The sequence below is a fragment of the Candidatus Paceibacterota bacterium genome, assembly GCA_041661305.1.
Lineage (GTDB): Bacteria > Patescibacteriota > Minisyncoccia > Phycocordibacterales > VMEP01 > VMEP01.
In genome coordinates this window covers 222,404-240,897 of record JBAZUR010000001.1, presented here as the reverse complement: position 1 = coordinate 240,897, position 18,494 = coordinate 222,404, and the positions used below count along the sequence as shown (strand labels likewise).

Genomic DNA, 18,494 nt, shown 5'->3' with positions numbered 1-18,494 from the left:
CTGTGTGTATGTGGGGGATAAAAATAGCCAATTTAGCTATTTTTTGGTCACTTTAGGGCCTTCAGCAGAATCATCAACAAGATAGCCTAATTTGGCTATTTCTGTACGAATAAGGTCTGATCTCTCGAAATCTTTCTTTGCTCTAGCGATCTCTCTTTCGTCTATAAGATTTTTAACAGGAATGGGTACTTCTTCGTCTGGAATCGTTGTGACTACTTGGCTATTTTCAATATCAAGCCCCAAAACTTTATCAAATTCAAGAAGGGTTGCGAACTTTGTTTCTGGCGGAAGAGGGGATCTCAAAAGCTCAAAAATAAGAGCAAGCGCTTGGGGGGTGTTGAAGTCATTGTTGATAACATCCTTAAACCTAGAAGAGAAGTCTTCGTCGACTGTGCCACCTTTTGGAAAAAGAGAAGCTTCGCGATAGATTCCCAGAAGAGCTTTTTCAGCACCAGAAAGCGCTGACCACGTGAAGTTCAAAGGCATGCGGTAGTTTGTTCCCAAAAGAAAATAACGAAAGGCGAGAGGGGAAATACCACTTTTTTCAATATCGGTTAATGTGGTGAAATTTCCAATAGACTTCGACATCTTTTGTCCATCGATACTTAGAAACGCGGAATGCATCCAATAGTTGGCGAGGTGTTCACCTGTAGCAGCTTCGGACTGCGCGATTTCGTTTGTGTGGTGAACAGAAATATGGTCAACCCCTCCGGTATGAATATCGAAATGATTGCCAAGATACTTCATCGACATTGCTGAGCATTCAATATGCCAACCAGGAAATCCGATACCCCAAGGTGAGTCCCATTCTTGCTGACGAACCCCGGGGGTAGGCGAGAATTTCCAAAGTGAAAAATCTGTAGGATTTCTTTTTTCAGGATTAATTTCAACTCGAGCACCTTCGCGCAAATTTTTTATATCTAAAAGGGCCAATTTTCCATAATCCGGAAACTTCATTGTGTCAAAATAAATACCCTTACTTGTCTTATAGGCAAAACCTTTTTCTTCAAGGATTCGCACCAATTCAATTTGTTCTGGAATATGTTCTGAAGCTCTTGGGAAAATAGTATCTGTTGTATTTACGTTTAGCTTTTTTAAGTCACTAAAAAAAATATCTGTATAAAATTTTGCGACTTCTTCTGCGGATTTATGCTCACGCTGTGAAGCTGTTTCTATCTTATCTTCTCCGTCATCTTCATCTGAAGAAGGGTGTCCAACGTCCGTGATATTGATAATTTGTTTAACCTTGTATTTATTCCACTCAAAAGTCCTTCGCAAAATATCAGCAAAAACATAAGCTCGCATATTTCCAATATGGGCATAGTCGTATACCGTTGGCCCACAGTGATACATATAAACCTCACCTTCGTGAATAGGCTCAAAGAAGGCTTTGTCGCGAATGAGAGTGTTGTAAATTCTTATAGCCATTTTTTATATTTAAATATTGAAAAGCCAAATACTCCGACGAATGCCATTAATCCGATTACAATCCAAAATCCATTAGGGGAATTTTGGAATGGGATATTTTGTAAGCTAACCCCGAAAACTTGTCCAACAAAGGTCATAGGCAAAATTATGAAAGCCATAATGGTGAGAGTTTTCATAATCTCGTTGGTTTTACTTGAAAGAAGTGAGTCGTTTGTGTCGCGGAGTTCGTTGACGGTATCGCGGTGACCCTCAAGAGTACTAGAAACCTTATGATACTCAGAAAGCATTGAGCGTAGGTGATAATCAAAATTTTCTCCAAAAAAACGTCGTCCAGCAGTTTCAAACGATTCAAGCACTCCTTTGTGATATTGAATAGCCTGCTTAAAGGTTAGTAGCTTCCGGTTGATATGGGAAATTGTTTTAACCATTGCTCTTTCTTCGCCACGGAAAATTCTTTCCTCGATACTTTTTAGATTGTGGTCAAGGTCAAAAAGTTGCTCCATTAAGTTTTTATAAAGCTCACGGAGAAGATAAAAAAGTAGATAGCCACTATGGTCTCCCATATTGCTTTTGTTCAGAATTGAATTTACCTCAAATATTTTTGAAAATTGATGAATTGCATCAATCGATTCGTAGTGATTTGTGACGATATAGTTTTTCCCGATAATAAAATCAATTTCGTTTGATTTATGTCTTGAATGTGAATGAACCACGGAAGGGAAGTGGAGTATTAAATAAATACAATCATCATACAAATCAACCTTTGGGCGAATTGTTGGAACCAATAATTCCTCAGCAACTAATGGATGAACTTGATATTCCTCGATTAGTTCCCGGATTTCTTCTTTATTTGGAGACTCCAAATCTATCCAAGTTACATTGTTGTATTTGTATATGGTCCGCATAATTCTTGATATTATATAACGGTTTGCACGCTTAATCCAAGTGATTTAATAAGTTTCTATTTATTGTTTTTAAAATACCTCCCAAAAACGCGTATAATTTTCTGCTGAAAATTTACTATGCTCGTGCCGTCGCACTGCGCAATGTTTTTAGGAGGTATTTTGAGAGTGTTTAAATACAAAAAGATTACTATGTTTTAATGAAGAAAGAAAAGGAATTAAATATGAATTTTATAAAAAATTGACCTGAGGTGTTTCGGTGTGAGATAATCCACAAATGTTCTCACGCTATCGAAAATCTTTTTACTACGCGTTAGTCGTTGCTGTCTTCGTCGTTGTTTTTGGTTCCGGATTTTATTTCGGTAAAAAATCTTCCCCTTCCATTGACGAAGTTGCCCTATTAAACAAAACAGCACCAGCGGGAATAGAGACCGACTTCGAAGCTTTCTGGAAGACTTGGACAGTTTTGAACGAAAAATTTGTTTCAAAAAAGAAAATTCCAACAGACCAAGAAAAAGTTTGGGGTGCAATTTCTGGGCTTACTAAATCTTTTGACGATCCGTACACTGTATTTTTCCCACCAGTTGAATCAAAAGCTTTTGCGGAAGACATAAAAGGTGAGTTTGGCGGAGTTGGTATGGAGATTGGTTTGCGTGATGAGGTTTTGACTGTCGTTTCGCCACTTAAGGGTTCGCCCGCAGAGAAGGCTGGCATTAGGGCTGGTGACAGAATTTTTAAGATTGACGACAAGATTACTACCGATATGGCAGTAGACGCCGCTGTTAAATTAATTCGCGGAGAAAAAGGAACGGCAGTAAAACTTTCTATTGTTCGCAACGGTGATTCAAAGCCCATCGAAATTTCTATAACTAGAGACACGATAAATATTCCAACAATTGACACTAAATTGAGAGATGATGGAGTTTTTGTTATTAGCCTGTATAGTTTTTCAGAAAATTCTCCAAATTTATTCGCAAAGGCTTTGCGAGAATTTATTGTGTCTGGTAGTGATAAGCTCGTCTTGGATTTGCGCGGTAACCCAGGCGGATATCTCGAGGCGGCTGTTGATATGGCTAGTTGGTTTTTACCAGCAGGCAAGATAATCGTTCGCGAAGATTTGGGTAAAAATCAAGAGGAGGAAGTTTATCGAAGTCGAGGGTACGACATCTTTAACGATAAATTGAAAATGGTTATTTTAATAAACCGTGGATCAGCTTCAGCTTCAGAAATTTTGACCGGCGCGCTTCTTGAGCACGGAAAGGCTGTTGTGGTGGGGGAGCGTAGTTTTGGCAAGGGTTCGGTTCAGGAGTTGGTCAAAATAACCCCAGAAACGTCACTTAAGGTAACTATTGCAAGATGGCTCACGCCAAATGGACTTTCAATTTCTGAAGGCGGAATTACCCCTACGTTTGTTGCGACTACGTCAGAAAAGGACTTAATTGCTGGTAAAGACGTTCAAATGGAGAAGGCAGTTGAAATTCTTTTGAAAAAAAGCTAGACTGTCGCTCTAATCAATTCAAAATACATGAAAGTCATATTTTTACACGATGTTCCAAGACAGGGGAAGAAATACGAAGTGAAAGAGGTTTCCGATGGTTTTGTTAAGAATTTCCTTTTTCCAAGGAAGTTGGTTGAGGTTGCGACCGATAAGGCACTGGCTCGCCTTGAACTTATGAAAAAAGCAGAAGTATCTGAGCGAAAAATTCAGGAAGATCTTTTGGAAAAGAATATTCAGGATTTAAACGGGGTAGCGGTTGTTATGAAAGAGAAGGCTAATGAACTCGGCCATTTGTTTGCGGGAGTTCACAAAGAAGAGATTGCTAAGGCTATTGCTGAAACAACACGTCTTTCTGTTAAACCAGAAATGATCTTACTTGAAGAGCCAATTCGTCAAACTGGAGAATTTTCAATCGAAGTTGCAATCAAAGACAAGAAAGCAAAAGTTTTGCTAACTATCGAGACCCTCGCATAATCTTTTACATAAAAAAGAAAACAAAAAAAGGGCAATCGCCCTTTTTTTGTTGCAAGTATAAATTTTTACTAGATAACGCTTACAACTTTTTTGACAGATGTTACGCCATCGAAACCAACCTTTCTCTTTGATGTGAATTTAACTTTTCCGTCTTTGAGGGCGAAAATAGTATGATCACTGCCGAGGCCAACATTTTTTCCAGGCATGATTTTTGTACCGCGCTGACGAACAATAATAGAGCCAGACTTTGCAGTCTCGCCGTCATGAAGCTTCGTACCTAAGTACTTTGCGTTTGAATCTCTGAGGTTTTTAGCTGTACCTCCAGCTTTTCGTGTTGCCATATTGTTTTAAATAGTTAAAAAAGCCTTTTCCCGTAAGGTCTTATGGTAAGATTACGTTGATGCGGATTATAGATTATTTGTTACTAAAAATCAAGGATTTGGCTAGAACGCTAGGGGAGCGTGGAGTATTTACCGCAATTACCATAATTTTGGTTGCTTTTGCGTCGTTTGGCTTGGGAAGGCTGTCGAAAATTGAGGAGCTGAAAATGCCGGTAAGAATAATACAGAATGCCAGTTTTGAGCAAAAAGCTGCCACTATTAGTTCGATAAAGGTAGATAGTGGTTTTGTTGCCTCAAAGAACGGTAAGAAGTATTTTTTGCCGTGGTGCTCTGGCGCTTCTGCTATAAGCCCTCAAAACTTGATAACATTTTCAACTGAAAAGGAGGCCCGTAATGCTGGATATACTCCTGCTGCAAATTGCCCAGGGCTTTCAAGTTAACAGAAAATTACTCTTCTTCAACAGCCCCTTTTTTCTTTGTTGATTTTAGGGTTGCGAACTTTTTTATAATTTGTGCTTCTTTGACGGCTAGTATTTCCTCCTCGGTAAGTTCAGCGTTAATTTCATCAAGCTTTTTTGCGTCAGGCGTAAGAAGTTTTTGCCAATGTCCATGTGCTTCAAGTGTGGGGCGCAACTTCTCTAAATCATAAGAGACTCGTTCTTGGTTTGTTCGCGTGATAAAACCGTCAGCACCAAACACACGCTCTACTTTTTCTTTATCCATATAACCAATAATTATTTCTCTGAGCTCTCCGAGTCTGTCTTTATTTTTGTCCTCACTATCTTTTAGTTCAAAGAATTCACTAATTGCAGAAGAAACCATTTTTTCGTCAGGCTCATTTTTTTCGACTTTGTATTCGTGTGACCACATAGGACAGACAGGGCGGAAGCCACAGTAATTACACAAAGGTCCTGGTGTAGGTGGGAAATCGTCTTTCTCTGTTTTGTCTTCTACTTCACGAATTGTAGAAAGAAGCATTTCCTGCGCGCGTTTGATTACAGCTTGGTTTGGGGTTAATGAAATTTTTTCGTTATGCTTCAAAAAATAGAGTGATAGCTTAACTTTCCCAGATGTTATTGACGGCCACCGCCTTGTTAGCGCCAAATGATACAAATTGAGCTGTAAATTTTCTTCGAGCGTTGACTCCGCTGGCATCTTTTTTGAGGTTTTGTAATCAATTATTTCGTACGTCTCATTTTCCTCGTTTTTGTCGATGCGATCAATTATTCCGGCGAGCGTGTGGGTGCGTTTTGTTTTTTCATCTTCTATATCCAAGGAAAACCTCGTTTCAAGTTCGAGTGCGTTAAAATTCCAGGGTTGATTTTTTTTATAGAAATTTTTCAACATTCGCACACCCTCTTCAAGGTACATTTTCTCTTCAGCTTCTTTGGTTTTTTCATCATTAAACAAAACTCCATCAGCTTTTTCGTTAAATTTTATTGTAAAAAAATTAATAACCTCATCTAGTGTGGGGTATAGGGGGTTGCGCTCAAACATAAACTTCAGGGCGCTATGAACAAGGGTTCCAAAAATTGCCTCAATTCTTTTTGGGGCTCCGCGTTTTTCAATAACTTGATATTTGTATTTCAGCGGGCAGGTCTTGAATGTTTCGAGTGCTGAGTAAGAAGTACGCATAATATGTATTCTAAAATGAAGTGAACAAAACTCCTACTTATGATATAATTCACCTATTATTCGCTTTGTTTTTTCTAATTCAACAAAGAAATGTCATTTTTTCTACGCTATTTTAATTTAATAAAAACGTTCTCAGTTAGGCGACCTTGGGTGACCGCTATCATCGTCATCGTCACTCTTTTTGTTGGTTATTCTGTATACAAAAACGTGACCGAGGTCCCAGTTGTAAATTATGCGACCGTGGAAAAGGGGACGGTATCTCAAATCGTTTCTGTTACCGGCAAAGTTAAGCCAGCCGAAGACGTAAATCTTTCTTTTGAAAAAGGGGGGAGAGTTATTGCGGTCTACCGTGATGTTGGCGAACACGTTTACGCAGGAGAACCAATCGCTGCTGTTAGTAGTGCTGATATTTCTGCCCAACTAGAAGGCGCCAAGGCGACAGTGAGGGTTGAGCAAGCAAGACTCGATGAGCTTAAGAGTGGAACACGCCCTGAAGATATTTACGTTTCCCAAGTAGATGTTGATAGCGCAACAAGTGATGTAATCAACGATATTAAAAATGGGTATGTTAACGCCGACGATGCAATTAGAAATAAAGTTGATCAGCTAATGAGCAACCCAAAAAGCACAAACCCACAACTTAATTTCATTTTATCCGACTCGCAACTTAAGAGTGATATTGAATCAGGGCGCCTTCAAATGGAAGCCATGCTTACTTCTTGGAATTCTTCAGTTATTAAAATTTCAATATCGAGTGACGTTATTCCATATTCAAGTGAAGCAAAAAATAATCTTAAAGCAATCCAACTTTATCTTGATAAAATTGCCCTTGCGGTGAATGGGCTATCTGCAAGTTCTGCGTTGACTCAAACAACAATTGATAGTTACAAGTCCGCGGTTGTACTTGCAAGAACAAACGTAACAACAGCTCTTTCTGCGCTAACATCTGCTTCAGAGAATTTGATTAGTAGTCGTTCAAAGTTGGCATTAAAACAAGCTGGAAGTATTCCTGAAAAAATTTCCGCTCAAGAGGCGGCGCTCGAAGTTGCAAGGGCAAATGTTTCAAACCTTGAATCACAGTTGGCAAAAACTGTTGTTTATTCTCCGATTTCTGGCGTGATAACAAAACAAGACTCCAAGGTTGGGGAAATAGCCTCACCCTCTGTTGTTTTAATATCAGTTATTTCTGATTCTCAGTATGAAATTGAAGCAAATGTTCCAGAGGCAGATATCTCTAAAATAAATAAAGGAAATAAGGCGGAAGTTACCCTAGATGCGTATGGTAGCGACGTTATTTTCATGGCAACCTTGTCAACAATAGATCCAGCTGAGACCATAATTGATGGAGTTGCGACCTACAAAACAACACTCAGTTTTGATAAAAGTGACTCTCGAATCAAATCAGGGATGACTGCAAATACCGACATTTTTGGTGCCAAAAAAGAAAATGTTTTATTTGTCCAAGGGCGTGCAATCTCCACAAAAGATAAAATAAAAACGGTTAAGTTAATCGAAGGGGAGGAGACACGAGAAGTCACTGTTACAACAGGACTTCGTGGTTCAAATGGAGACGTTGAGATTTTGTCCGGCCTTAAAGAAGGGGATAGAATTAAGATGAATTAATTTCAAGTTAATTTGAAATTCAAAAAAATATGGCTTTAATGGCTATTAAAAATTTAGAAAAAACGTATCACGACGAGCAAGTTGCAACCGCCGTTTTAAAGGGTGTTTCCTTTGAAATACCAGAAGGGCAATTTGTTGCAATCATGGGTCCTTCTGGGTCGGGCAAATCAACCCTTCTACATATTTTGGGATTTTTGGATAAGTCGACCGGCGGAGATTACTTCTTTGACGGGAAAAAAGTTGATAATTATTCAGAAGACGAAGTGGCGTACGTTAGAAATAAAAAACTAGGATTTATTTTTCAGTCTTTCAATCTTCTACCAAGAACAACTGTTTTAGAAAACGTAAAATTACCGCTAACTTACTCTGGTGTTAAGGAAGAATTTTGGGACGAGATGGCAAAAGAAGCTATTGAATCTGTCGGTTTGTCGCACAGATTGGATTTTGAACCAGCACAGCTCTCTGGTGGAGAAAAACAAAGGGTCGCGATTGCGCGTGCCTTGGTGAATAAGCCCCAAGTTATTTTTGCTGACGAGCCAACAGGTAATCTTGATTCAAAATCTGGAGAGCTCGTTATGGATATTATTCAGAAGCTCAATAAAAACAAAGGACATACTATTATCCTAATAACCCACGAAACATATACTGCCGAATACGCCGAAAGAATAATTAGACTTCGTGATGGAATGATTGAGAGTGACGAGAAGGTCAAAGTACGTCGCACTGGAAAAGCTTTTATAAAATAGACATGACATTAAAGCATAGTATAAAAATTGCCCTTGGTGGATTACACACAAACAAGACAAGATCTGGGCTTACCATCCTCGGAATTGTTATTGGTGTGACCGCGATAATCATGGTCGTTTCGCTAGGGCAGGGGGCTCAGAACCTTATTTTGGGCCAAATACAAGGGATTGGAGCTAAGACAATCGGGATAGTTCCAGGAAGAACTCCAAAGGGGCCAACTGACGTTTTGGCGACCCTGAGCGCCTCACTGAAACAGCGAGACCTAGACCTTCTTTCAAGAAAAGAAAACGTTCCACATCAAGATGGAATTATGCCGATTGTTTTTGGAAGTGAGACAGCTTCATATCAAAGTGAGACATATCGACCAACTATTTTCGGTGGGACAGAAATGATGGCGGAAATATACGATGCGTTTCCTGAGATTGGCAGAAACATAAGCGAGGACGATGTACGTGGATCAGCAGATGTTGTTGTGCTTGGGGCGAAGGTTGCAGAAGAACTTTCTCCAAATCAAAGTTTGTTGGGAGAAAGAATAAAAATTAAAGGAAGAAATTTTATGGTCATTGGAATACTTCCCGAAAAAGGTGGTTCTTCTTTGTTTAACTTTGACGAAATCGCAATGCTTCCATATACAACTGCTCAAAACTATATCTTTGGCATAAAATACTACAATCGTATAGTTATACGTGTTGATACAGAGGAAAACATAAACAATACGGTTGAGGATATTAAGGCAACATTGCGTGACGCGCATAATATTACAGATCCAGAAAAAGATGATTTCGGAGTTGAGACACAAGCAGATGCACTGAAAACAGTAGGCACTATATTAAATACACTGACACTTTTCTTGGCACTAGTCGCGGCTATTTCACTGGTTGTGGGCGGTATTGGTATTATGAACATAATGCTTGTTTCGGTAACCGAAAGAACACGAGAAATCGGTTTGAGAAAAGCCCTTGGGGCAACAAACAAGAATATTCTTACCCAGTTTCTTTTAGAAGCAACGATACTTACTGGCATTGGTGGTCTGATTGGAATTTTGCTTGGTTCTAGTCTTTCGTTTGCAATTGCGTTAATTATTAGCAGTGTTTATGGCATGGCTTGGACCTTCACTTTTCCTTGGCAGGCAGCTATTTTGGGAATTGCAGTTTCGGGAATAGTAGGACTTATTTTCGGAATTTATCCAGCTCGTAAGGCTGCAGCTAAAAGCCCAATCGAAGCTCTAAGATATGAATAGATTTATTTAATATGAAGCAACTATCAAAATTCCTTATTTACGTTGTGGTGATTGGGGTTTTTGGCTATGTTTTCCAGGATCCAATCAAAGGGCGGCTGGAGATAATTTTAAACAATATTCAGTCGGTCTATGCGCCATGCGATGAGCCAATTACATATGAACTCGTTGCTTTTGATAGTCGGTTCGGTATTTCAAGGGGAGATTTTCTTTCCGCGCTTAAAGAAGCGGAGGATATTTGGGAAAAACAAATAGGTCTTGATCTTTTTTCAAATGCTGTCGACGGAAATGTGAAAGTAAGTCTTATTTATGATTATCGTCAGGAAGCAACGGCAAACCTAAAAAGTTTAGGGTTAGTTGTAGATGAAAACAGGAGTAACTACGATGAACTTAATCAAAAATACACTGAGTTAGTTGATCTATACAATAAAGCAAAGGCTAACTACGATGTGCGTTTAGCGGCCTTTGATGAAAGGCGTGATGCATATGATAAGCAGGTTGTTTATTGGAACTCAAAAGGTGGCGCTCCAAAAAATGAATATGAAAAACTTCAAGCTGAGGCAAAAATTATTGATGCTGAGATTGAGGAGATTAAAATTTTACAAGGAGTCGTTAATGGATATGTTGCAAACATAAAATCTATAGTTGTCGTGCTAAACAATATTGCCAATGCACTTAATATTGACGTTAGAAAATATAACGAGATTGGCGACACTAGGGGGGAAGAGTTCGAAGAAGGTGTTTATCGAAACGATGGTCAGGGAAACGAAGAAATTGATATTTATGAGTTTAGTAGCCACACCAAACTTGTGAGAGTGTTGGCACACGAACTCGGGCATGCGCTAGGCTTGCCACACGTGGAAGATAAAAATGCAATTATGTACAAGTTAAACATGAGCAAAAATCAAACACTAACTCAAGCAGATATCGATGCGGTTAAAATTAAGTGCAAAATTAAATAAAAATATAATGAAAAAAACATTTGAAATTGTAATATTGTTAATAGTTCTCTTAGCTGTTTCTGCTTCAGTATTAATGGTTTTTCTAAAACCAAACACTGACCAAATTGCATGCACGATGGAGGCAAAGATTTGTCCTGATGGATCTGCTGTTGGAAGATCTGGTCCAAAATGTGAATTTGCAGAGTGCCCCGTAGTCGTAAGCGAAAAAAGCCTTATTTTAGAAGCAAAAATAGGGGAGACGAAGAGTGGCTTAGGTGTCAGCGTGACCCCAATTTCTATTGTTGAGGACAGTCGCTGTCCTAGTGATGTGACCTGTATTCAGGCTGGGACGGTGCGAGTAAAAATTAAAATTTTAAGTGGATTAGGTGAAAGTGAAATGACTGCCACATTAAATGGTACTCCAATTACTACTGAGGTTGAACAAATTGAGCTTGTAGAAGTGGCCCCGTACCCAAACTCTAAAACAAAAATAAATACGCCCGATTACGTCTTAAAATTTAAAATTTCAAAACGAAATGATACTGCGCTTTTGAATGATAAAATTTTTGTAAGTCAGCCACTAGAAAATACTGTAGTCAAAAGTCCTCTCGTTGTAAAAGGAGAGGCGAGAGGGAACTGGTATTTCGAGGCTTCGTTTCCTGTAGTGCTAATTGACGCAAATGGCAAAGAGCTTGTTTTATCTCCAGCACAAGCAAAGACTGACTGGATGACAACCGAATTTGTTCCATTTGAGGTCACTCTAACTTTTTCAAAGCCGTTAACTAAAACGGGGACACTGATTCTCAAAAAAGATAACCCATCTGGTCTTCCGGAAAACGATGCATCAATTTCAATTCCAGTGCGTTTTGAAATTTAATCTTGAAAAATAAATAAATGACCCCACCAACATCAATACTTAATATTTTTAAAGAATATCTACAAAAATACGAAAGACATGTTGGAGCGGTGTCTATACTACTTGGTTTTATTTGGGATTTTTTTACATTCGCAAGACCAGACCAGTTGCTTGGAAATATAATTTTACTCTCTTATCTTATTGGCGCAGCGCTTGGTATCGCGCTTTTGTCACTATACAGAAAGAGAGGTGAAATAACGCCTATTATTCTGCTTGCTTTGGTGCAATTTGCCTTCGGTAATATCGCCGGAAGTTTCCTGTTCCTATATGGAAAGAGTGGCACGTTTGAAGGAAGCTCTCTTTTCTTGTTAATTTTAGGGGTATTTCTTATTGGAAATGAATTCATGCGAGAAAAATATTCTAAAATTATTTTCCATATTTCGGTCTGGTACTTTCTTTCTTTGCTTTACCTAACGTTTGTTGTGCCTATGGTGCTTGGGAAAATGGGTGACTCAGTATTTTTCTTGAGTAGTGTTATAAGTTTGATCTCTGCCGGGATGCTGTTGCTTGTTTTACACCTCACTTCAAAAGACATTGCTAATGAACTAAAAAAGGTATCGCTATACATAGGAGGAATATTTGTCGCCTTCAATGCTTTCTATTTTTTGAATATCATTCCTCCGGTTCCACTGTCACTTCAGGAGATTGGTATATACCATCTTGTGGAGAGAGCTGACAATGCCAACTACAAAACCCTGTACGAAAAACCGGAGTGGTATGAATTTTTAAGCGACACAAAAAAGGTTTTTAATAAATACAATAATGAATCAGTGTACTGTTTTAGTTCCGTCTTTGCTCCTGTAAAATTATCGACCGGCATAAATCACAGATGGGAACATTATGACGAAATGTCTAATGAGTGGAGTACGGTATCTATTGTCCCTTTTACGATAACAGGTGGACGAGACAACGGTTATCGTGGATATAGTCAAAAACAAAACTTAACACCAGGGCGCTTTAGATGTAGCGTAGAAACTACAACAGGCGCACTTGTTGGAAGAACAACTTTTGTAGTTGTGAATGTAACAAAGGCACCAGTTCTTTTACAGAAGGAAAGATAATAGACCATATACCCCTAAAATAGGGGATTTTGGGTCGTATGGGTTAGAAGGCAACCATTTAGCTACAAACAAGAATGTTCATAAAATACCTAAATAAGTGACGCTAATTTTTTAAATTAAATATAAGTAGAAGGTTTAGAGATCGTAATTAAAAAATCAAACACAATTCATTTTTTAAGTATGCGTTTTCCTCTGGTCAAGATGGCCTTAGGGGAGGGCTAGGCTGAGATTATATACATGTCGCACAATATACCTTTTACGACACGTAGGCACAAAAAGTGCTCCCCTCTACGATTCTCTTAAAAGCAGTTAGCTAGAAATCTTTATTGCTTTAATTTGAAGTCGAGGTTGCTGTTGAGGTCGCAATATTAAATTGTGGGACCAAACTAAAAAATGTTGACGTTCCCTGTCCACTAATCATCCGATGCATATTTTCTGCAAACGGCACGATTATTACATTTTTGAATGTATTGTTCCAAAAAAACATAACGGGAGTCCTCAAGTAGCTATCCCAAACACCCTTAACTCCACCGTAAACGTATGCAATGTTATTTTGCATTACTGGTGAGTTAACAAGCTCGCGTAGGTCAACATTCATTGCACTTAAAATAAAAATTCCTATTATGATTATAATCAATAGTTTTAAAAATCCTCCGTTTGCTTTTTTTGTTGTCATTTAATTTTTAGATTGCTATGTAGAAATTATGGGTAATTTTTACAAATAAGACAAGGGATTAAGGTAACCAGCCTTAGGTGCGACTGGCATTCGTAGGTATGTCCCACAAATCCTACTCTTATACTCAGTTGGGCCTGATATGTGGACGGCATCCGCTGCATAAACTGTAAAGTGTAGATGTGGGCCAGTTGAGTAGCCTGTATTTCCACTATAACCAATAATATCTCCCGACTGAACATTGTCACCAGTGGAAACTTTAATTAAAGATAGATGAGCATATAACGTAGCTAGACCATTTTCGTGTCTAACAAGAACCCACTTACCGTAAGAGACTCCATAACACGCTGTGTCAGTATTCCCTGTCCCATAAACAACACCACTGGCAGATGATTTAATTGGTGTTCCGATTGGCACACCAAAATCAATCCCGTTATGCCCCATTCCGTTGTAAACTTGCGGGTTTTTTGTAGCAAAAGGTGTTTTCCCAAAGTATTGGGTAATTCTTACAGAAGAAACTGGCCAGCTTAATATTCCTTTCCCTGCAGATGGTAATTTTGAAATATCAACGTCAAGTTTAATCTTGGATTCAAAGTCTAAAATTTCAGCCTCCAACTGCTCTTTTTTCTCTAGACGCTCTGCTAGTAGTTTCTTGTACTCTGACTCTTTACTACTAGTTTCTTTTAAGACTTTTGTTTTTTCGTTTTTATTTTGATCAACAAGAATTTTTTGATCACCAAGATTACTTTTAAGACTGACTAGTGTTTTTTTAACGTTTTCTGCAGCTGTCTTGTCTTTAACAAGACTTTGTTTTACCTCCCTCAATTCATCAATATGGTCTTTAACAGCACGCTCAAATTGCGCTGTTTGATCGAGCGAAACCCAAACATCTGAAAAACTCGATTCAGAAAGAAGTATTTCTATTGTTGACTCCCCTTCTTTTTCAGAAACAATTCTTATATTTTTTGCGATTACCTCACGGCTATTTTTAACTCTTAGGTTTTTGTCTTCAATTTGTTCACTGAGTTTATTTAGAGTTGTATTTGCGCCAGATATTTTTTTCTCGGTAAGTTTAATATTTGTAGATAATTTTGCTCGCGTTAAATCAAGCTGTTTTATAAGACTTTTCAGGGTTGCAGCTTCTTTTGCTGTTATTTCAATTTGCCCCTGATATTGTTTTATCTCAGCTTCAAGTTTGGCGATCTCTTCGTTCCTCTTATCTATCTCTATTTGATAGGCTGATTTTTGCGACACAGCTTCTGTTGTGTTGGGTGTGACTACTTCCTCAGCAAAGCTCACCAAAGGTATACTAAGAATCAGTAGAGAAAGAAACAAAGTAAATTTTTTTACAAAAAGACTATTCATTTTTTTCTAATAGTTTAATCGCCTTAGAAATTCTTAATATGGACTCTTCTTTTCCAAGAAAATAAGCACTCATAAATGGGTCGGGTGATTTGTCCTGTCCAGTTAAGGAAAATCTCATCGGCCATAAAACTCCACCTCTACCAACCTCATCGGCAAATGGGAAAATTAATTCCTTAATTCGTTCAGCAGAAAAATCAGCGCTTTCTACGCTATTTAATATTTCTAGAATTTTCGAAAGATTTTCTCTGGTCTTTGCGGTAGTTTCCTCCTTCCAAACCAATTTAGCCACATCGTATTCTGGGTTTTTTGAAAGAAAGGATAATTCCTCTAGCCAAACAGTCCCCGCCTCTTTAATCGTAGAAATTTTCTCAGAAATTAAGGGTATAGCGCGAAGTAACTTCTTTTCATCGGCGATGAAAATATTATGTGAAGAAATTTCGTTTTTTATCATGCTGATAAGTTTCTCTTCCGGAACTTTTTTAATATATTGCTTGTTCAGCCATTCCAATTTTTTCAAATCAAAAATAGCTCCACTTTTCCCGACTTTTTCAAGCTCAAATTTTTCAACAAGTTCATCGAAGTTTAAAACCTCTTCGTCCTCTCCCCTACTTTGAGGTGACCAACCAAGTAATGCTAAAAAATTTATTATTGCTTCTGGTAAAAATCCGTTCTCGCGATATTCAGTTAAAGCAACTGCTCCGTGTCTTTTTGACAATTTTGACTTATCCGGAGCAAGTATTAATGGCAAATGTGCGTATGTTGGAATAGTCGCTCCAATAGCCTCGAGGAGTAAAATTTGACGAGGTGTATTTGAAATATGATCTTCACCGCGAATTACGTGTGTGATCTTCATTTCATGATCATCAATTGTTACAGCAAGATGATAAAGCGGGGTTTCCATGTCCTTTGCAATAACAAAGTCGCCAAGTTCCTCGGTATGAAAAGTGATTGGACCACGAATCAAGTCGTCAAAAGTTATTGAATGGTTTGGGTTTTTAAAGCGGATGACCTCACTTCTTTTACCTTCCCCTGCTTCCTCTTTTGAAACATAAGCAGAACCAGATGCAATTAATTTTTCAAGGTACTTACGGTATATTTCTGTTCTCTCTGACTGACGGTAAAATTCTTCGTGTTTAATATTAAGCCAAGATAATCCCTCTAAAATGCTCTCTTCGTACTCTTTTCGGGATCTTTCTTTGTCTGTATCCTCAATCCGCACAATAAAGACACCGTTATGTTTCCTTGCAAAAAGAAAATTGAAAAGAGCCGTTCGGGCGGTCCCTATATGGAAAAGCCCCGTTGGAGATGGAGCTATTCGAACACGTACTTGTTCATTTGAAGACATAATTTATTTTTCGTGACGCAAAGCAATTTTTAGGACTTCTTTAGCAATTTTTTCAGCAGCATCCTCTTTGTAAAAAGCTTTTGCTTCCTTAGACATTTTTTCTTTTCGCTCTGCGTTTTCCATTATTCCTGTAATCTCGGATAGAAGTAAGTGAGGGCTTAGATTAACTTCTTCGATAATTACAGCTGCACCAGAACGCCCATAATTGAACGCGTTCTTTCGTTGATGATCCCCATTTGAATCTGTGATTGGAATTATGATTGAAGGTAGTCCCCATGCGGCAATTTCAAAAAGAGTTGAACCTCCACGAGAAATTATTACTGATGCGGTCCCCGCCGCCATTCTAAGCGCTAAAGAATTCAAATAACCAAACACTCGATACCTATCTTTGTGCTCGCTATTAGCGAGAACCACAGAAGCCAACGCTTCCGTTTCTTTCATGTGCTCACCACCAACTTGATGAATCACTTGATATTTTTCTAAAAGCTCTGGCAAAATATCTACAACCGCCTCGTTAATTAATTTTGCACCAAATGAACCCCCTAATATCAAAATTGTTGGAATATCCTTTTTGAGCTTAAGATATTCGTACGCTCCACTTTGAAGTGGAATTAAAATCTCTTTTCGAACTGGCTGACCAGTAAAAGCGACCTTACTCATTGGAAAATGTTTACCTGCCTCTTCATATGATACTGCGATGCGCTCCGCGAATTTTCCAGCCCACAAATTTGTTCTACCTGGAAATGAATCTGATTCGTGAATGACGACAGGGATTTTTAATAACTTAGCTGCCATAAGAGCTGGAAAGCTGGCATAACCACCCTTCCCAACTACAACATCTGGATATATTAAGTACATACTCCAAAACGCCTTAACAACTCCTATTGCTGTTTTAAAAATATCAATTAAGTTGAGTAGTGAAAAATATCTGCGCATTTTCCCCGCGCTTGCAAAAACAAACACCATCTCATTTTCATATAAAGCCGCCTTGTTGTAGGGGCTATCTGACATAAAATATAACTTGGCATCAAGAATTTTTTCCTTTTGAACTAGCTCGTTTACTTTCTGTGCTATGGCAATAATTGGATAAAAATGACCACCACTCCCCCCTCCCGTAAATAGAATTTTCATAGAATTGTAAAATATGTAGGTGAATAAAAATCCTTACATATAAGGAGAAGTATAGCAAAAAACTACCAACTTTTTAAGTAATTTAGGCCGAAAAACGCGATATATTAGCTACAATTCCGACTTCTGCGAGAGCAAAGAGGAGCGCTGTCCCCCCTTGGCTCACAAAAATAAGGGGTACTCCCGTAAGTGGCACGATCCCTGTTAGTGCGGCGATATTTAGGAACGACTCTACTGAAATCATTACAACGAACCCTGTCGCAAGAAACTTGCCGAAATTATCGTTTGCTGTGTTTGCTATACGCAGTCCCCGCAAGGTAAATGACAGAAAAAGTAGAACAAAAATAACGCTACCAATAAATCCAAACTCCTCACTCCAGACAGCAAAAATAGAATCACCAACTGGTTCTGGTAAAAAATTAAATTTTTGAACGCTCTGTCCATATCCTCGCCCTGTAATGCCCCCAGAACCAATTGCAACTAATGATTGCTGGATTTGATACGAAGATCCAAGCGGATCACTTGATGGATTCATAAAAGTTGTTATGCGGTCCATAAGATAAGGCCGAGCAGAAACCAACCCCGTAAAAGCAACTAAACCTAGAAGTATCATGATTACGACATGTTTAGTTGGAGCGCCCGCTGCAAGATATATCGAAAAAACCCCAGCCGATAATACAAGGAATGTTCCCGTGTCTGGTTCAGTAATGATTAGTGCAGCGGCAAGACCAATAAGTAAGAGAAAAGGAAGTAAACCATAGCGCCAATTTATAACGCGATTTTTTACCCAAGAATACCAAGCAGCGGCATATATTATTATTCCAAATTTTAAAAACTCAGATGGTTGTAACGAAAAACCAAAAACATGTATCCATCTTTTCGCACCACCATGCTCAAAACCGATACCATTAACAAAAACCAATGCTGCAGTTATCGACGAAAAAATTAAAATAGGAAGTGCAAATTTTTTCCACTTTTTATATGGAGTTAAAGCAAAAAAAACAAAAGCCACAAGTCCCCCACAGACTCCAAGTAGAAACTGACTAGAAATCATATTGAAAAAAATTGCTTCGCTTTTCGCAAGAATACCAAGAGAAGCGGACCAAAATGCAAACATCCCGGTAACGAGAAGAGTCAAAACAATTCCAATGAAAATTTTGTCGAATGATGCGCCACGCAT

Annotated in this window: 18 protein-coding genes; 9 read left to right on the top strand and 9 right to left on the bottom strand. The window is 38.5% G+C overall.

The window, feature by feature from the left end; genetic code table 11:
* Positions 1 to 36: 36 nt before the first annotated feature.
* Positions 37 to 1,428, bottom strand: coding sequence for a cysteine--tRNA ligase (gene cysS / locus WC724_01440; protein MFA6077663.1), 1,392 nt, complete (start codon positions 1,426 to 1,428; stop codon positions 37 to 39).
* Positions 1,419 to 2,333 carry a magnesium transporter CorA family protein gene (locus tag WC724_01435; GenBank protein MFA6077662.1) on the bottom strand — a complete coding sequence of 305 codons (915 nt, stop codon included), beginning with the start codon at positions 2,331 to 2,333 and terminating at the stop codon, positions 1,419 to 1,421. Before WC724_01435 ends, cysS begins: the two co-directional genes overlap by 10 nt.
* Before the next feature lie 274 nt (positions 2,334 to 2,607).
* Between WC724_01435 and WC724_01430 the strand changes: the two genes are divergently transcribed.
* Positions 2,608 to 3,828 carry a S41 family peptidase gene (locus WC724_01430; protein ID MFA6077661.1) on the top strand — a complete coding sequence of 407 codons (1,221 nt, stop codon included), beginning with the start codon at positions 2,608 to 2,610 and terminating at the stop codon, positions 3,826 to 3,828.
* A gap of 27 nt (positions 3,829 to 3,855) precedes the next feature.
* Entirely contained in the window at positions 3,856 to 4,302 is a 447-nt protein-coding gene (gene rplI, locus WC724_01425; GenBank protein ID MFA6077660.1) for a 50S ribosomal protein L9, read from the top strand.
* Between the two features lie 68 nt (positions 4,303 to 4,370).
* On the opposite strand, the gene rpmA is transcribed toward rplI, so the two are convergent.
* A complete protein-coding gene (gene rpmA / locus WC724_01420) occupies positions 4,371 to 4,643 on the bottom strand; it encodes a 50S ribosomal protein L27 (GenBank protein MFA6077659.1) in 273 nt (90 codons plus the stop codon).
* Positions 4,644 to 4,702: 59 nt separating this feature from the next.
* Here rpmA and WC724_01415 point away from each other — a divergent pair, with 59 nt between their 5' ends.
* Positions 4,703 to 5,083 carry a hypothetical protein gene (locus WC724_01415; protein MFA6077658.1) on the top strand — a complete coding sequence of 127 codons (381 nt, stop codon included), beginning with the start codon at positions 4,703 to 4,705 and terminating at the stop codon, positions 5,081 to 5,083.
* A 7-nt stretch (positions 5,084 to 5,090) separates the two neighbouring features.
* Here the strand turns inward: WC724_01415 and WC724_01410 are convergent, their stop codons facing one another.
* On the bottom strand, positions 5,091 to 6,278 hold the full coding sequence (locus WC724_01410) for a PD-(D/E)XK nuclease family protein (protein ID MFA6077657.1): 1,188 nt from the start codon (positions 6,276 to 6,278) through the stop codon (positions 5,091 to 5,093).
* 90 nt (positions 6,279 to 6,368) lie between these two features.
* Between WC724_01410 and WC724_01405 the strand changes: the two genes are divergently transcribed.
* Genes WC724_01405 through WC724_01380 form a run of 6 tightly spaced genes read left to right on the top strand, consistent with a single transcriptional unit; the run spans position 6,369 to position 12,803 of the window.
* The gene (locus tag WC724_01405; GenBank protein ID MFA6077656.1) at positions 6,369 to 7,901 is read left to right on the top strand and encodes an efflux RND transporter periplasmic adaptor subunit; all 1,533 of its coding nucleotides are present in this window, start codon (positions 6,369 to 6,371) and stop codon (positions 7,899 to 7,901) included.
* 29 nt (positions 7,902 to 7,930) lie between these two features.
* Positions 7,931 to 8,647 (top strand): ABC transporter ATP-binding protein, encoded by a 717-nt coding sequence (locus WC724_01400; GenBank protein ID MFA6077655.1) that lies wholly within the window; start codon positions 7,931 to 7,933, stop codon positions 8,645 to 8,647.
* Between the two features lie 2 nt (positions 8,648 to 8,649).
* Positions 8,650 to 9,888 carry an ABC transporter permease gene (locus tag WC724_01395; GenBank protein ID MFA6077654.1) on the top strand — a complete coding sequence of 413 codons (1,239 nt, stop codon included), beginning with the start codon at positions 8,650 to 8,652 and terminating at the stop codon, positions 9,886 to 9,888.
* Positions 9,889 to 9,899: 11 nt separating this feature from the next.
* Entirely contained in the window at positions 9,900 to 10,847 is a 948-nt protein-coding gene (locus WC724_01390) for a matrixin family metalloprotease (protein MFA6077653.1), read from the top strand.
* A 7-nt stretch (positions 10,848 to 10,854) separates the two neighbouring features.
* Positions 10,855 to 11,703 carry a Gmad2 immunoglobulin-like domain-containing protein gene (locus WC724_01385; protein MFA6077652.1) on the top strand — a complete coding sequence of 283 codons (849 nt, stop codon included), beginning with the start codon at positions 10,855 to 10,857 and terminating at the stop codon, positions 11,701 to 11,703.
* Between the two features lie 17 nt (positions 11,704 to 11,720).
* A complete protein-coding gene (locus WC724_01380; GenBank protein MFA6077651.1) occupies positions 11,721 to 12,803 on the top strand; it encodes a DUF2914 domain-containing protein in 1,083 nt (360 codons plus the stop codon).
* Between the two features lie 331 nt (positions 12,804 to 13,134).
* Here the strand turns inward: WC724_01380 and WC724_01375 are convergent, their stop codons facing one another.
* The 5 genes from WC724_01375 to WC724_01355 all read right to left on the bottom strand — a co-directional run bounded on the left by WC724_01375 (position 13,135) and on the right by WC724_01355 (position 18,494).
* Complete coding sequence (locus WC724_01375) at positions 13,135 to 13,479, bottom strand: hypothetical protein (protein MFA6077650.1); 345 nt, start codon at positions 13,477 to 13,479, stop codon at positions 13,135 to 13,137.
* A 39-nt stretch (positions 13,480 to 13,518) separates the two neighbouring features.
* Positions 13,519 to 14,841, bottom strand: coding sequence for a peptidoglycan DD-metalloendopeptidase family protein (locus WC724_01370; protein ID MFA6077649.1), 1,323 nt, complete (start codon positions 14,839 to 14,841; stop codon positions 13,519 to 13,521).
* Complete coding sequence (gene gltX / locus WC724_01365) at positions 14,834 to 16,186, bottom strand: glutamate--tRNA ligase (GenBank protein ID MFA6077648.1); 1,353 nt, start codon at positions 16,184 to 16,186, stop codon at positions 14,834 to 14,836. Before gltX ends, WC724_01370 begins: the two co-directional genes overlap by 8 nt.
* Before the next feature lie 3 nt (positions 16,187 to 16,189).
* Positions 16,190 to 17,317 carry a UDP-N-acetylglucosamine--N-acetylmuramyl-(pentapeptide) pyrophosphoryl-undecaprenol N-acetylglucosamine transferase gene (locus WC724_01360; GenBank protein ID MFA6077647.1) on the bottom strand — a complete coding sequence of 376 codons (1,128 nt, stop codon included), beginning with the start codon at positions 17,315 to 17,317 and terminating at the stop codon, positions 16,190 to 16,192.
* Positions 17,318 to 17,399: 82 nt separating this feature from the next.
* On the bottom strand, positions 17,400 to 18,494 hold the full coding sequence (locus WC724_01355) for an FtsW/RodA/SpoVE family cell cycle protein (GenBank protein MFA6077646.1): 1,095 nt from the start codon (positions 18,492 to 18,494) through the stop codon (positions 17,400 to 17,402).